At 45.6% G+C, this 13,929-nt stretch carries 17 protein-coding genes; 16 read left to right on the top strand and 1 reads right to left on the bottom strand.

Annotated features, from left to right (window positions below):
* Positions 1 to 14 precede the first annotated feature (14 nt).
* The 15 genes from H8710_RS02875 (at position 15) to H8710_RS02945 (ending at position 12,683) form a co-directional block, all read left to right on the top strand.
* On the top strand, positions 15 to 686 hold the full coding sequence (locus H8710_RS02875; protein ID WP_249293898.1) for an MgtC/SapB family protein: 672 nt from the start codon (positions 15 to 17) through the stop codon (positions 684 to 686).
* Between the two features lie 166 nt (positions 687 to 852).
* The gene (locus tag H8710_RS02880; RefSeq protein WP_249293899.1) at positions 853 to 1,965 is read left to right on the top strand and encodes a GGDEF domain-containing protein; all 1,113 of its coding nucleotides are present in this window, start codon (positions 853 to 855) and stop codon (positions 1,963 to 1,965) included.
* Between the two features lie 15 nt (positions 1,966 to 1,980).
* On the top strand, positions 1,981 to 2,406 hold the full coding sequence (locus H8710_RS02885) for a GNAT family N-acetyltransferase (protein ID WP_249293900.1): 426 nt from the start codon (positions 1,981 to 1,983) through the stop codon (positions 2,404 to 2,406).
* 209 nt (positions 2,407 to 2,615) lie between these two features.
* Complete coding sequence (locus tag H8710_RS02890) at positions 2,616 to 3,455, top strand: Mrp/NBP35 family ATP-binding protein (RefSeq protein WP_249293901.1); 840 nt, start codon at positions 2,616 to 2,618, stop codon at positions 3,453 to 3,455.
* Between the two features lie 85 nt (positions 3,456 to 3,540).
* The gene (locus H8710_RS02895; RefSeq protein WP_249293902.1) at positions 3,541 to 3,987 is read left to right on the top strand and encodes a C-GCAxxG-C-C family protein; all 447 of its coding nucleotides are present in this window, start codon (positions 3,541 to 3,543) and stop codon (positions 3,985 to 3,987) included.
* A 365-nt stretch (positions 3,988 to 4,352) separates the two neighbouring features.
* Positions 4,353 to 5,885, top strand: coding sequence for a hypothetical protein (locus H8710_RS02900; protein WP_249293903.1), 1,533 nt, complete (start codon positions 4,353 to 4,355; stop codon positions 5,883 to 5,885).
* 13 nt (positions 5,886 to 5,898) lie between these two features.
* Positions 5,899 to 6,060, top strand: coding sequence for a hypothetical protein (locus H8710_RS02905; protein WP_249293904.1), 162 nt, complete (start codon positions 5,899 to 5,901; stop codon positions 6,058 to 6,060).
* 549 nt (positions 6,061 to 6,609) lie between these two features.
* Complete coding sequence (locus H8710_RS02910; protein ID WP_249293905.1) at positions 6,610 to 7,365, top strand: hypothetical protein; 756 nt, start codon at positions 6,610 to 6,612, stop codon at positions 7,363 to 7,365.
* Between the two features lie 560 nt (positions 7,366 to 7,925).
* Positions 7,926 to 8,237, top strand: a complete 312-nt coding sequence (gene rplU, locus H8710_RS02915) for a 50S ribosomal protein L21 (protein ID WP_249294697.1) — start codon at positions 7,926 to 7,928, stop codon at positions 8,235 to 8,237.
* Positions 8,238 to 8,242: 5 nt separating this feature from the next.
* Entirely contained in the window at positions 8,243 to 8,560 is a 318-nt protein-coding gene (locus H8710_RS02920; RefSeq protein ID WP_249293906.1) for a ribosomal-processing cysteine protease Prp, read from the top strand.
* Positions 8,561 to 8,563: 3 nt separating this feature from the next.
* A complete protein-coding gene (rpmA, locus tag H8710_RS02925) occupies positions 8,564 to 8,845 on the top strand; it encodes a 50S ribosomal protein L27 (protein WP_249293907.1) in 282 nt (93 codons plus the stop codon).
* 379 nt (positions 8,846 to 9,224) lie between these two features.
* A complete protein-coding gene (obgE, locus tag H8710_RS02930; RefSeq protein ID WP_249293908.1) occupies positions 9,225 to 10,502 on the top strand; it encodes a GTPase ObgE in 1,278 nt (425 codons plus the stop codon).
* Positions 10,503 to 10,568: 66 nt separating this feature from the next.
* Positions 10,569 to 10,985, top strand: coding sequence for a Mini-ribonuclease 3 (locus H8710_RS02935; protein WP_249293909.1), 417 nt, complete (start codon positions 10,569 to 10,571; stop codon positions 10,983 to 10,985).
* Between the two features lie 66 nt (positions 10,986 to 11,051).
* Positions 11,052 to 11,918 carry a YitT family protein gene (locus tag H8710_RS02940; RefSeq protein WP_249293910.1) on the top strand — a complete coding sequence of 289 codons (867 nt, stop codon included), beginning with the start codon at positions 11,052 to 11,054 and terminating at the stop codon, positions 11,916 to 11,918.
* Between the two features lie 60 nt (positions 11,919 to 11,978).
* Entirely contained in the window at positions 11,979 to 12,683 is a 705-nt protein-coding gene (locus tag H8710_RS02945) for an HAD family hydrolase (RefSeq protein WP_249293911.1), read from the top strand.
* Positions 12,684 to 12,807: 124 nt separating this feature from the next.
* Here the strand turns inward: H8710_RS02945 and H8710_RS02950 are convergent, their stop codons facing one another.
* Positions 12,808 to 12,969 (bottom strand): hypothetical protein, encoded by a 162-nt coding sequence (locus H8710_RS02950; RefSeq protein WP_249293912.1) that lies wholly within the window; start codon positions 12,967 to 12,969, stop codon positions 12,808 to 12,810.
* A 161-nt stretch (positions 12,970 to 13,130) separates the two neighbouring features.
* On the opposite strand from H8710_RS02950, the gene H8710_RS02955 reads away from it, so the two are divergent.
* Positions 13,131 to 13,874 carry a YebC/PmpR family DNA-binding transcriptional regulator gene (locus H8710_RS02955; protein ID WP_249293913.1) on the top strand — a complete coding sequence of 248 codons (744 nt, stop codon included), beginning with the start codon at positions 13,131 to 13,133 and terminating at the stop codon, positions 13,872 to 13,874.
* The last annotated feature ends 55 nt before the right edge of the window (positions 13,875 to 13,929 follow it).

Consider the following 13,929-nt stretch of genomic DNA (forward strand, 5'->3'; position numbering starts at 1 on the left):
AACGAGGGAAAAACATGCAAGAATTTTTATTGACACAAGGCGAGTACATCCTGCGGATGCTCTTAGCAGCCGCCTGCGGAGCCGGCATCGGTTATGAGCGCAAAAACCGTCTGAAAGAAGCTGGAATCCGTACTCATCTAATTGTGGCACTGGGCGCAGCTCTTACCATGATGGTATCGAAGTACGGCTTTTTTGACGTGGTCAGCGAGGCAATTAAGCTGGACCCTTCCCGCGTGGCGGCACAGATCGTCTCCGGTGTCGGCTTTCTCGGCGCCGGCATGATTTTTGTGCGGCGGCAGAGCGTCAGCGGCCTGACGACGGCCGCTGGAATCTGGGCTACTGCGGGCGTCGGCATGGCGGTGGGCTCCGGAATGTATATTGTCGGCGTTGCCGGAACGCTGATGATTATCCTTACGCAAATTGTTTTGCACCGCAAATGGTTTCGTACTAAAATGCCAGTGGCAGAGCAGTTTAACGTGTCGTTGGATGACAGCTCCGAGGCCATCGACTATCTGCAGAGCGCTTTGTCAGAGAATCAGATCGAGATTCTAAACATTAAAGTGAAAAAAACGCCGGGAAAGGGAATCGACGCGAAAATTTACGCCAAATTTCCCAAGGAGTATGAAGCAGCTGAATTATTGGGACTTTTTAAGGATAATCCCCATATTCTATCAATTGATTTTTAACAAAAACCGCCGCAGAGAGTTCCTTTGCGGCGGTTTTTCTATTTGGAGGAATCTGGCTGGTTGTCAAGTATACGAAAGTATACTATAATGAATGATGGTATTGTATGAAGCTTTCCAGAATTCTGTTTGTTTGTCCAGTTGCTTTGGAAATGAGAGGGAGATTGTGATGGCGACGATTTTGAACCTCTGTGTGGTGTTCGAGATGCTTTTGGTCAATTTGAGCACCGTACATTACTGCGCTAAATCCAAGTATTCCCTGCCAAAGATTTTAGGAGTGCTTTTAGCTTATACTTTAGTCGTTGTTGGCGGGACATATGCCCTTATATCCAGGAGCAGCTCCTTTGGAAACGGGAACGGTCTATTTACCATTATAGGTTTTTTGTACCTTATTCCCTTATACTTTTTGTATGATGAGAAAATGCACCAGCTATTATCCATCATCTGCTCTTCCTGGATATACACCATGTTTGCCTTTTCCTTTTCGGTGCAGCTGGCCTATGCTCTAAAACAATTTCCATTTGTTCAGACGGTCCTTTGCATGCAAACTTTGCTTTATATTTTTTCGCTGAAAGTATTCCGGGATTTTGTCAAAAGCAAATTGGTGTTCGTATTAAAATATATCCCAGAAAGGGCAAATAAATACTTACAGTTAGTCAGCTTAGCATGGTTTGGAACCTTTCTGCTCATAAACATTTCCTACATATATCGGGAACGTCACATTTTAGCAGTACTGAGCTTGGTGGCACTGGTTTTTGATGCAGTACTAAGCTATTGGTTTCTTAGTATGGTGGTCCAAAGTTTCGATGACATTGAGAAACTGGAACGGATTGTATATGTGGACGGGTTGACCGGACTGAAAAACAGAGAGAGCCTTCTTACCGACATAGAAAAGCTCATGGAGTTAAACTGCCCGTTTTCGCTTGTCTTTATGGATTTGGATGATTTTAAGGGTATTAATGACCAGTTCGGACATCTGAAGGGCGACGAATATTTGATTGAGTTTTCTAAAGCAGCGAAGGATATTCTCAACTGCAACGGCACGCTGTATCGTATTTCTGGTGACGAGTTTGTCTGCCTGTACACCGGCGGCAGCGTGGCTGGTTTTGTGAGACAGGTTCGGGTACAGAAATGGGACCACAACAGTATGGCTTTTAGAGGCGTCAGCGCCGGCTGCAGCGCATTTCCCGGCGACGGACGGGATGCAGAATGCCTGATAGCGCTGGCCGACCAACGAATGTATGAAGAGAAAAAAAGGAAAAAGCAGAGTGCACTGAGGTGAGAGAAAGGTGAAGTCATGAACACGATGATATGGATGCGGAAACCTGATAAGGCTGTTAACGACGCCTTTTCCATTCGGAAAGAGGTTTTTATTGAAGAGCAAGGCTTTCAGGGGGAATTTGATTCCATTGACGACAACTGCTGGCATTTGATTTGCTATGAAAACAGCAGTGCGGTAGCCTGCGCCCGACTCTTTACCGAAGGGGATGGTGTGTGGCATGCGGGACGCATCGCTGTCCGGAAAGCCTACAGGGGAACTGGTATGGGTTCCCAAATTATGGAGGTTTTGGAAACAAAAGTACGGGAACTGGGCGGCAAAAAAATCGTCATCAGTGCCCAGTGCCGGGTGGCGGAATTTTACGTAAAGCAGGGATATCAAAAAACCGCAAATGAGTATCTGGATGAATACTGCCCTCATGTAGAAATGTTCAAACTTCTTTAATTATACAAAAAACGTCTCTTTTTCTGGCCCATGTATTGACTTTCCAGAGTAAGGGCATTATAATAAAAGGCAGTGAAACGTTTATGACAACCGGAGATTCCTCCGGTTTTTTCTTGCATGGAAATTTTTCACCATGCGGCACCAAAATTTTTTGCCGTGCATATCAAGGGCCTGGATTCAGGCGAAAATCAGAAAGGAATGGATAGAGAATGAGCGAATCCTGTTCTCATGACTGCAACTCCTGCGGCGCCGACTGCGCTTCCAGACAATCCTCTCCGGCAGATTTGCTGGAAAAACCCCATGAACTGAGTCACATCAAAAAAGTAATCGGTGTAGTCAGTGGCAAAGGCGGTGTCGGCAAGTCGATGGTCACCTCTATGCTGGCGGTCATCATGCGTAGACGGGAGTTCCGTACCGCTATTCTGGACGCCGACATCACCGGCCCCAGCATTCCAAAATCCTTTGGAATCAAGGAAAAGGCCATGGGCGACGGCATGGGCGGCATCTTCCCGGTGGAAACCAAAACCGGTATCGAGATGATGTCGGTGAACCTGCTTTTGGAAAACGAGACGACTCCCGTCGTCTGGCGCGGCCCCATTATCGCGGGAACCGTCAAGCAGTTCTGGACTGATGTTATCTGGAACGACGTAGATTTTATGTTCGTGGACATGCCTCCCGGAACCGGCGATGTGCCCTTGACGGTGTTCCAGTCGATTCCCCTGGACGGCATTATTGTGGTCGCTTCGCCCCAGGAGCTGGTTTCGATGATCGTTGAAAAGGCGGTCAACATGGCTAAGCAGATGAACATCCCCATTCTGGGCCTTATCGAGAACATGAGCTATGCTTCCTGCCCCGACTGCGGCAAGAAAATCAATGTGTTCGGTGAAAGCCATATCGATGAGACGGCTGCGAAATACGGTTTGCCCGTTTTGGCTAAGCTGCCCATCGACCCGCAGCTTGCGAAAAACTGCGACCAGGGCGTTATCGAGCTGTTCGAGGGCGACTGGATGGAGCATGCAGCCGATGTGGTGGAGGAGCTGCTCAAATAGACGCAGAGTTTCACTAAATGCAAAATTGGATGTTAAAAGGGCAGCGGGCCATGCCCGCTGCCCTTTTTGACGGGAGGAATCGGTTGTGACAAGGCCGGAACAGGCTTATGAAAACTTTAAATCAGGTTATAACTGCTGTCAGTCCATTGCGGTGGCCTATGCGGATGTGTTGGGGCTCAGCCGTGAGATGGCGGCACAGCTGTCGTCCGGTTTCGGCGGCGGTATAGGACGGCTTCGAGAGGTCTGCGGCGCGGTGTCGGGAATGGTGTTCGTTGCAAGCGCTGTGAAGGGCTACACGGATCCCACTGACAACGCCCGAAAAAAGGAGCTTTACGCTCTTGTCCAAAAACTGGCTGGGGCGTTCGAAAAGGAAAACGGCAGCATCGTCTGCCGGGAGCTCTTGGGCTTGTCGGTCAAGAAAGAGGAACCGACTCCCTCGGAACGGACCGAAAGCTACTACAAAAAGCGGCCCTGCGGGGAATTGGTGCGGTTGGCCGCTGAAATCCTTGAGAGAGAATTATTTATGGAATAACAGTAGGTACATCCTTCTAAATGAGAAAAGCCGCATGTGCCGGGCACGTGCGGCTTTTCTCTGTGCTGTTTTTTGCCGCTTTACGATGGAAGCTGCGGGGGAGCGGGATTCTGAGGAAAAAGCGATGATACGCCGCTAAATGTTGCTCTATGCAAAATATTTTGAGCAAACCTATTGACATTTTGGATTAAATTGAATATGATAAATACAGAATACACGTGTATTATGCTGCTGTATATCAAAATTGGCCGTTTTGGTACAGAGGATAAGTACGCTTAAAAAGTTGCGCAACGGGAAATACGCTTATTCTCCCGGCAGCATTCGACAGAATTTGCTTTACAAGAACAAGAAAGGAAGTTATACTGATGTCAACAGAACGCATTGGCAAGAACGGATTGGTGGTCGGGACGGCCGCCTATTTTGAAGAACTCAACAAAAACTCGATGTTCAAATGGATTTTTACCGACCCTAGAGATCATCATTATTGGGATCAGCTGAGCGGGTTTGCGGATCGTGTTATTTCTGTTTTGGAGGAAATACATCAGGATCTCAAAAACAATGCGCAGGTACTCGGCTATTTTCCAAGCGACGACCGGCAGGAAACAATAGATTTTGTAGAGGGCCTTTCGGGAATTTGCTCCTTTATGAGGAAAAGTACCTCAACGGCAGATTCCTGTCTCTCTCTTCTGGAACTGCGGGACTACAGCACTCGTCCTAAATCTCAAGCGGATAGGCGGGAGATTTTTGAGGCGGTAGCGCAAATTCAAAAAGAGGGGTACATGTGGCAGTCCGATGTCGAAAACATGCTGAAAAAGGCGCGGGACTATGGGTTACGGAATCTGTCGGGAGACGAGGAGAAGCTCTCTTTTATCAAAGGGTTGTATAGGGAGGAAAGCAAGGACTTTTACGACGATGTCCTCCTGTTGCTGGAATACCAAAACCGCCCCGACCATTTTAAAGGGAAATGCAATTGCACTCTTTGCAGCAAAAACTATATTTTTAATTTATTGTTAAAAACGGGTATTGCCGATATTTCCATGAGTGATTTACCTAAAGGCGGGACTTATGAATACGCGGAAAACATCAAATACGCTTTGCGCGGCATCTGCGATACCATTTCCGACGATTTGTTCGCAAACGGGCAGTATCTGTCGGTGGAAAACATCAATAAGCTCCAGCTGGTGTCGGACGATATGACAAAGCTCATCTCGAGGGGGTTCGACAGCTTGTTCAAGTCGGCTATTACCGATGTGGTCAATGTGGACGGCTTAATGCTCGACCGGGATTACGAGGTGCTGAGCGGGGACGACCTTGCCTTGGTGAAGGCGCTGAGCAACGAGTATCTCTATTATGAACAGCAGCGCAACGAGCCAGTGATGGAAAGATTGGCCTACGAGGTGGTCAAAATCCGACGTAAGACAGAGTATTTCGACCGGTATAATACGGGGGTGTATCTCAATAAAGAGGGGTATGAAGAGAACTTACAGTATTCGGTTTCCATACGGGGAATGAGTTATGGCGAGATAGGCCTTGAAGGAGGAGAAAATCCAGGAATGGATGTATTAATGGGAATAGCGAGCCTACTTTTGGGATCAGGGGTTGGCCTGTTTCTTTCTGTAGCGGGAACAGGGTTAGACATGGAACCCGACCAAAGGGTAAAATATGTATTACAAGAAGGCGATATTTATTTTAGTATTTCTTATGGAAGCAATGAGATTAAAAAATCATTTTATAAAAGAGATGGTAATTTTATTTGTGCGGTGGTAACTGAGAAGAAAAAAGGAAGCGAAGACGAAGAAGAAACGGTTTTAGTTAACCCTGACATTATTCCAAAAGATGGGAGTACAATAATGAAAGACAATTGGGTTCCATTTCCTGCCAATCTTTTTTTACAGTAAAAGGAGATCATACATGAAAGAGAAAAAACCTGTGATAGATGCGCTTTTAGATCACATTTTTAAAGACGAATATAAAAAGCAATTTTTTAAAAAACGTTGGATTGGGTTGGGGCTACAACTTCTCATCGGTGCGGCTGTATTACTTATTCTTTTGGCTACTAATGCTTTTTCGTAAAAGCTGAGAGGGGAAAGGGAAACTGTGAAATGTGATAAATTTAAAAACATGTTAGCGAATGTCGGGTTGCTTTGGTTTTTTATTGGGGTTCTTTTTGTATTTGTACTTATTGTTTTTCTTATCGTATCAATATGCAGGTGGTTTTTTTGAATTAACTCCTTGTGAGCATTTTTGGAGGTTTAGGAGATGGATAGTGAAAAACTTTTTTGAGAAAATTTTAGATAAAATCTTTGAAGATGACGAAAAAAAGAAGTAATAAAAAGTGGACTTCAAAGGGATGGTATTCAGTTAATCATTGGAGTAATTGCTATTATAATAGCCTTAATTATTGCAGTATATAAAGGTGTGTTATAGAATGAAAAAATCAATTCAAGACTTTTTTGGCAGATTTATTAAAGACCCGGTAAATTGGATGAGTTTGAGGAAGAGTTTGACGACAAGCTAGGACTCATTCGGCAGATCATAAAAAACGATATGTGTATAAAATTGATTCTCCTTATGGTTGTGTTGTTAATGGGCGTATATTTTTACTTCACGGGACAATAGAGGATGAATTTTCACCAAATCCCCGAAAAAACATTTGACAAGCCCGTTTCTGACGATTTGTTCGCTAACGGGCAGTATCTGTCGGTGGAAAACATCAATAAGCTCCAGCTGGTGTCGGACGATATGACAAAGCTCATCTCGAGGGGGTTCGACAGCTTGTTCAAGTCGGCCATCACCGATGTGGTCAATGTGGACGGCTTAATGCTCGACCGGGATTACGAGGTGCTGAGCGGGGACGACCTTGCCTTGGTGAAGGCGCTGAGCAACGAGTATCTCTATTATGAACAGCAGCGCAACGAGCCAGTGATGGAAAGATTGGCCTACGAGGTGGTCAAAATCCGACGTAAGACAGAGTATTTCGACCGGTATAACACGGGGGTGTACGTCAATAGAGAGGGGTTTGAGCAAAACAGCATATATCTCATGGCTCACATTATAAGTGCGGGAGAGACCGGTCCAAATGCTGAAAGTGATCCTGTAGCGACTTATATTATGGAAAAGGCGAAATTGCTAATGCTTCCTGTGGCAAAAGTTTTAGACACCTTAAGTTTTTTGACTTCTTTAGAGGGGAAAGAAAGAGTAAAATATGTATTGGAAGCGGGAGATGTGGAAATTGAAATTATTGATTATGGGATGGATAATCATAGGAATTCCTTTTATAAACGAGATGGCACATTTGTAGTTTCATCAATATGGGCTAAAAAAATGACTACAGAGCCAATCCTGACATTAAACCAATTAGCAAAACAGAAATTATAGTCGATGGTTTACGACGTGAATTTTTGACAGATGAATTAAACTTGTTGATTGATATTGCAATGAAAGACATAACGGAGGTATATTAGAAGATGAAGAAAAGGATCCCAATTTTAGATGATATCCTGGATATTATCTTTAAAGATGAGGTAAAGAAGGACATAATCCGGGATATGTATAAAATTAAAGGGATTAGTCTTGTTGCTTTTTTGATTCTATGTTTTATAATTATAATTGTTTCGGCAATACAGGGTGATCTGTTTTGATTTTAAAAGTCCAGAAAGATAGAGGAGATTCTATGAAAGAAAAGTTCGAACGCTTTTTTACCATAGTAGGATTTGGCGTAGTTTTGCTCAATGTTTTCGTTCTTGCTGTTTTGCTTTTGGTTTTTTTGCTTTCTCTTATATTCCATCTTTTTTTCTGAGAAAAACCGAATAAAAAACATTTGACAAGCCCGTTCCCCTATGGTATAATATCTTAGCCGCATGTTCTGGGCAGTAAGTCGGAGGTCAATCTTCGCGCCTTAGTTACAGCGAGATTAGAGAAAAGGCAGGTGCCTTGTGATGTACGCTATTATGGAAACAGGTGGAAAGCAGTACCGCGTTCAGGAAGGCGACGTTGTATTCATCGAGAAAATCGAAGGCGAAGCGGAATCCAAAGTAACTTTCGATAAAATCGTCCTCGTTGCTGACGATAACGGCGCGAAAGTCGGCGCTCCCTATGTGGACGGCGCAACTGTGGAAGCTACCCTCCTGAAAAACGGAAAAGGTAAGAAAATCACCGTATTTACTTACAAACCGAAGAAAAGTGAAAAGCGTAAAATGGGTCACAGACAACCTTACACTCAGGTAAGAATTGAATCCATTAAAGCTTAAGTCCGATGATTGAAGCTGAGTTTTTCCGCGAAAACGGCGCCTACACGGGGTTTGCGGTTTCCGGACATGCGGGGTTTGACCAGCATGGAAGAGACATCGTCTGTGCCTCGGTCAGTTCCGCCGTACAACTCACCGTGAACGGAATTACCGAGATTTTGTCTGAACGGGCAGATATTAAGGTGAAAGAAAATCTGGTGAAGCTCTCATTGAAGGATGGTCCCAGCAGAGAGACAAACGCTTTTTTCAAGGCGTTGAAACTCCATTTGGAGCTTTTGTGCGAAGACTATCCGGGTACAATTCATATTTCCTGTATGGAGGTGTAAGTTATGTTGAAATTAAGCATGCAGTTCTTTGCCCATAAAAAAGGTGTTGGTTCTACTAAGAACGGCCGTGATTCTGAGTCCAAACGCCTCGGTGTCAAACGTGCGGACGGACAGTTCGTACTGGCTGGCAACATCTTGGTTCGTCAGCGCGGAACCCACATTCACCCCGGTGAAAACGTTGGAATCGGCAGCGACGATACACTTTTCGCATTGGTTGACGGAAAAGTGAAGTTTGAGCGTGTCGGCCGTGATCGCAAAAAAGTCAGCGTCTATACCGCTCAGTAATTTCGACGAAAACCCCGAGCCATGCGCTTGGGGTTTTTTTGATGTACTGGAATTTTTTTTAAGAAGGCGGGAATCGTAATTTTGCCGAGAGATAATCGGCACAAAAATTTTAAACCGACTTTGGGGAAGGTTTAAAATTTTTGTTTGCCGTTCTCGAAGCGGGATGACGATAAAGCCGGCTCAATGCAGAAAACCCTAAAAAATCAGAGCAATTTTCTTTGAAAGAGGCCGTTTTATCAGCGGATTTTTTCAAAGGAAACCGCTCATTAGCGGGAAATCGAATGGACAGTTTTATTTTTTCCGCTATTTGAAAGGAAGGGGCTACAGAGCTCCTCCACACACTCGGTTTCGTGAGGCCATTGGCCGGAGGGAGTGCAATATGTTTATTGATCGGGCAAAAATTCTCGTCAAGGCAGGAAGCGGCGGTAATGGTGCTGTATCCTTCCATCGGGAGAAATATGTGAACGCTGGCGGGCCGGACGGCGGGGACGGCGGAAAAGGCGGAAATGTGGTATTTCAGGTGGACAAGCACCTGAATACCCTTATCGATTTCCGTTATAAAAAGAAATACGTAGCCGAAGATGGACAAAATGGTTCTGGTAAGCGGTGCAGTGGAAAAAGCGGCAAGGATCTTATTGTAAAAGTGCCGCTGGGAACCATTATTCGCGACGCTGAAAGCGGCGAAATTATGGCGGATATGTCCGACTATGAGCCGGTGGTGCTGGCGCTGGGCGGAAAAGGTGGCGCAGGAAACCAGCATTTCGCCACGTCGACCCGGCAGATCCCGCGCTTTGCCAAACCGGGGGTCCCGGGAGAGATGTACTGGCTCAATTTAGAGCTGAAGCTTATCGCTGACGTGGGACTGGTGGGATTTCCGAACGTTGGAAAATCCACTCTTATCTCAGTGGTGAGCGCGGCAAAACCCAAAATCGCCAATTACCATTTTACCACGTTGGCTCCTGTGCTGGGTGTGGTGCAGGTGGGAATGGACGACACCTTTGTCATGGCGGATATTCCAGGCCTGGTGGAAGGCGCAAGCGAGGGAGTGGGCCTGGGGCACGATTTTTTGCGCCATGTGGATCGCTGCCGTCTCATTGTTCATGTGGTAGATGTTTCCGGTTCAGAGAGCCGTGACCCTATAGAGGATTTTGAGAAAATTAACTACGAGCTCCAAAACTTTGACGAGGGACTGGCGTCTCGGCCTCAATTGGTTGCCGCAAACAAGTGCGATATGGCGAGTGAAGAGCAAATAGCGACTTTTGAAAGTTATGTGAAAAAGCAGGGGCTTCCTTTTTTCCGCATCAGTGCTGCCACTACCGAAGGAACGAGGGAACTTGTGAACGCGGTTTGGGCGAAATTACAGGATCTCCCGCCCGTCAAGATTTACGAACCGACTTTTGTTAAACCTGACCCAGTGTTACAGTCGGAAAGCACCCGTCAATTTACCATCGAAAAGGGCAGCGACGGTGTTTATTATGTGGATGCACCGTTCATGGAACAGATTATGCAGAGCGTCAACATGGACGATTACGAATCACTTCAGTATTTTCAGCGGGTGCTGCGGGAGAGCGGCATTATTGACAAGCTGGAAGAAATGGGAATTCAACAGGATGACACCGTGGACCTGTTCGGATTCCAGTTTAATTATATTTTGTAAGCTGAAAGCGGCCGCGCTGTCCTGAAAGGGCGGTACGGCCGTACATTTTTCTGGAGACAATAAAAGATGACGACGGGAGGAACTGTTACGTTAGAAATCGAAAACATTACAAATGCAAAACAAATGAGTCCGCTTACTTTGGCATTTTTGGGGGATGCGGTGTTTGAGCTGATGGTGCGGGAGCGGTTGATCCAAAAAGGAAACGCTCCGGTGAACAAGCTTCACAAGCAAGCGGTAAAGATGGTTTGCGCCGCTGCTCAGGCACAAGCCGTGCAGGTATTGATGCCCTTTCTGACCGAGGAAGAGGCCGCTGTCTATAAGCGGGGGAGAAATACCCACAACAATGTTCCCAAAAACGCTGATCCCGCGGAATACCGGGCGGCCACAGGGCTTGAAACTTTGTTTGGATTTTTACATGTAAAAGGGGATACTAACAGGGTAAGGGAGCTTTTTGAGGCCATTTGTAACCATATGCAGGACTAAAATCAGCTCTTATCTGATTTTTGGAGACAGGGTGGACCTGTTGTAAAGAAAGAGGGCGCGGCTGCAGTGAAAAAATATAATTTGTGGGAAATTTTGGTGGATGTTGTACTGATCCTGTTTGGTACGGCGGCTTACTCCTTGGGGCTTTACTATTTCATCACCCCCAGCAATGTGGCTCCCGGCGGCGTCAGCGGCATATCAATACTAATCAATTTCGTTTCTGGGCTTCCTGTCGGTGTGGTCAACGCTGCCATCAACGTGCCGCTGCTTCTTATAGGCTGGCGCTTTCTGGGAAAGGAATTTATCTGGAAAACATTGCTGTCCGTCGTGAGTTTTACTGTATTTTACGATTATATTTTTACCTTCGTCAAGCCATACCAGGGTGAAAAACTACTGGCCTGCCTGTTTGGCGGCGTACTCATGGGTATCGGACTGGGGCTTGTTTTTCTGCGGGCCGGTTCCACCGGAGGCATGGATATCGTCAACAAGCTTTTGAATCGTCGGTTTCCCCACATCCCTTTGGGGCGAGCTACTATGCTTACCGATCTTGTCGTCATCGCTTTTTCAATTTTTGTTTTCCGTTCTATTGAGTCTGCCTTGTATGCAATTATCGTTATATTTATTTCCTCCCAGCTCATTGACATGGTGGTCTATGGCGGTGATAGGGGAAAGCTGGTCTATATCTTTTCGCCCCATTATGAGGACATTTCCGACGGAATTATCCGAAACCTCGGGCGGGGAGCTACCCTGCTGGACGGAGAAGGGGCTTACACTGGTCAGCAAAAGCAGGTGCTAATGTGCGCTCTGCGGAATAACGAATACCATAAGGTCAAAAAGCTGGTTCACGAGATTGATCCGAATGCCTTTATGATCGTTTCTGATGCCTCGGAAGTGGCTGGAGAGGGCTTCAAACCAATTGACAGCGGACGATGATTTTGGTATCATAGTAAGGTATGAGATATCTTGCAGGCGTGTTGGAAAAGAGGTGTTTGAATGCAAAAGCTGCAAAACATCAAGGGCATTTTTTTGGATGTTGGGTGGACACTGTGCCGACCGGCCACTGGGAGCTGGGTGATTCCTATAAAAGCCCTTACATACACCGGATGGGACGTTTTCAATTCCATTGATGTGGAGAAGCGAAAAGAGGCTTTCCAAACTTGCAAGGCCTATATGGACGAAAATCACCTGATTTTTACTGAAGAGGAAGAACTAAAGCAGTTCCGCGTCTATTACCGGATGCTGGCCGAGATGTTGCCGGAGCTTTCATGGAAGGACGATCAAATCGAAGCTATTGCCCAGGATAAGGTGTTCAATATGGAAAACTATATTCCATTTGAGGACACAAAAGACACAGTGAGGGAACTTTCAAAGCGTTTTTCTCTAGGGGTAATTTCTGACACCTGGCCGTCTATTCGGCGCATTCTGGAATATCTGGGGGTTTATGAATGCTTTGACAGTTATACCTATAGCTGCAATCTTGGAGTGACCAAACCTGACCCCAAAATGTATAACCATGCCATTAAGGCCTTGGGAATTGCGCCGGAAAATACATTGTTTGTAGATGATTTTATCGACAATCTCCACGGGGCGCGCCGAGCGGGTATCCAGCCGGTTATGATTACTGTGCGGCCTGATGTGACCCACGAGACGGAATATCCGAAAATTTCGGCTATCAGCGGGTTATTTGATCTGTTATAAAATTTGCTGTATCTCTATTATTTCCTATGGGATAATTTTGGTTACTGGGTGAAAAACTTATTTTAACAACAAAAAAGCGGACAGCAAACACTGCCCGCTCCCCAAGACAATTGTTTCATTATAGTTAGAAACAATCCTCTTCGTTTCTTCTGTTCTGGCTCTGGTTGTTGTTTTGTTTATTCTGAGACTGGTTGTTGTTCTGTCTGTTCTGAGACTGGTTGTTGTTATTGTTGTTCTGAGACTGGTTGTTGTTCTGATTTCTGCTGTTGTTATTGTTGTTAGACATGATTTTCACCTCACTTTACGATAATAGTATCTGTAATTAGCAAAAATATATACTTTCCGAATTTTTGAATTTTTTTTTACTGAAGGATACTCGGGTTTGGCCCGGGATATATAATAAAAATTGTTGGGCCGCGCCCAATTGCGAAAGAAAGGAAAATGAGTATGTCTGGACATTCTAAATGGAGTAATATTAAACGGAAAAAGGAGAAAACTGACGGCCAGAAAGCCAAGATTTTTACCAAGATTGGCCGTGAAATGGCGGTATGTGTAAAGCAGGGCGGCGGTGACCCAAACGTTAATGGAAAACTCCGCGATCTCATCGCTAAGGCGAAAGCAAATAACGTTCCTAACGATAATATCGAGCGTATCATTAAAAAAGCTATGGGCGATGGAGACAAAAATAACTACGAAAACATCACTTATGAAGGATACGGCCCCAATGGTGTTGCGGTTATCGTTGAGTGCCTCACCGACAACCGAAACCGCACCGCTGGCGAAGTGCGTCATACCTTTGATAAGTTTGGCGGGAATATGGGTACTACCGGATGCGTTTCCTTCGGCTTTAACGAAAAAGGCGTCATTGTTTTGGATAACGAGGACGGGGAACTGAATGAAGATAAGGTGATGGAAGATGTGATGGAGGCTGGAGCCGAGGACTTTTCCATGGAAGATGGCGCTGTTGAAATCACCACTGACCCTGCAGATTTTAGCACCGTCCGGGAATATCTGGAGGGCAAGGGCTATACCTTTGCCACTGCCGAGGTGCAGATGGTTCCCGACACCTACGTCACACTGGAGGAAGAGGACAGCATTAAAAAGATGGGCCTTTTGCTGGAACGGCTGGAGGACAACGACGATGTCCAAAATATCTGGCATAACTGGGAAAATATGGATGACGGGGAGTAAATTTTCAGCCATATTTCATAAGTATCAGATATATTTAATTGGAATCAGCTTTTTC

It is taken from the genome of Fumia xinanensis (assembly GCF_014384905.1).
GTDB classification, from domain to species: Bacteria; Bacillota; Clostridia; order Oscillospirales; family Ruminococcaceae; genus Fumia; species Fumia xinanensis.

What these genes read in the sequence shown, in the direction of transcription:
- H8710_RS02875 (WP_249293898.1), top strand. Translation starts at nt 15, where the DNA reads ATGCAAGAATTTTTATTGACACAAGGCGAGTACATCCTGCGGATGCTC.
- H8710_RS02880 (WP_249293899.1), top strand. Translation starts at nt 853, where the DNA reads ATGGCGACGATTTTGAACCTCTGTGTGGTGTTCGAGATGCTTTTGGTC.
- H8710_RS02885 (WP_249293900.1), top strand. Translation starts at nt 1,981, where the DNA reads ATGAACACGATGATATGGATGCGGAAACCTGATAAGGCTGTTAACGAC.
- H8710_RS02890 (WP_249293901.1), top strand. Translation starts at nt 2,616, where the DNA reads ATGAGCGAATCCTGTTCTCATGACTGCAACTCCTGCGGCGCCGACTGC.
- H8710_RS02900 (WP_249293903.1), top strand. Translation starts at nt 4,353, where the DNA reads ATGTCAACAGAACGCATTGGCAAGAACGGATTGGTGGTCGGGACGGCC.
- H8710_RS02905 (WP_249293904.1), top strand. Translation starts at nt 5,899, where the DNA reads ATGAAAGAGAAAAAACCTGTGATAGATGCGCTTTTAGATCACATTTTT.
- H8710_RS02910 (WP_249293905.1), top strand. Translation starts at nt 6,610, where the DNA reads ATGAATTTTCACCAAATCCCCGAAAAAACATTTGACAAGCCCGTTTCT.
- rplU (WP_249294697.1), top strand. Translation starts at nt 7,926, where the DNA reads ATGTACGCTATTATGGAAACAGGTGGAAAGCAGTACCGCGTTCAGGAA.
- H8710_RS02920 (WP_249293906.1), top strand. Translation starts at nt 8,243, where the DNA reads ATGATTGAAGCTGAGTTTTTCCGCGAAAACGGCGCCTACACGGGGTTT.
- rpmA (WP_249293907.1), top strand. Translation starts at nt 8,564, where the DNA reads ATGTTGAAATTAAGCATGCAGTTCTTTGCCCATAAAAAAGGTGTTGGT.
- obgE (WP_249293908.1), top strand. Translation starts at nt 9,225, where the DNA reads ATGTTTATTGATCGGGCAAAAATTCTCGTCAAGGCAGGAAGCGGCGGT.
- H8710_RS02935 (WP_249293909.1), top strand. Translation starts at nt 10,569, where the DNA reads ATGACGACGGGAGGAACTGTTACGTTAGAAATCGAAAACATTACAAAT.
- H8710_RS02945 (WP_249293911.1), top strand. Translation starts at nt 11,979, where the DNA reads ATGCAAAAGCTGCAAAACATCAAGGGCATTTTTTTGGATGTTGGGTGG.
- H8710_RS02950 (WP_249293912.1), bottom strand. Translation starts at nt 12,969, where the DNA reads ATGTCTAACAACAATAACAACAGCAGAAATCAGAACAACAACCAGTCT.
- H8710_RS02955 (WP_249293913.1), top strand. Translation starts at nt 13,131, where the DNA reads ATGTCTGGACATTCTAAATGGAGTAATATTAAACGGAAAAAGGAGAAA.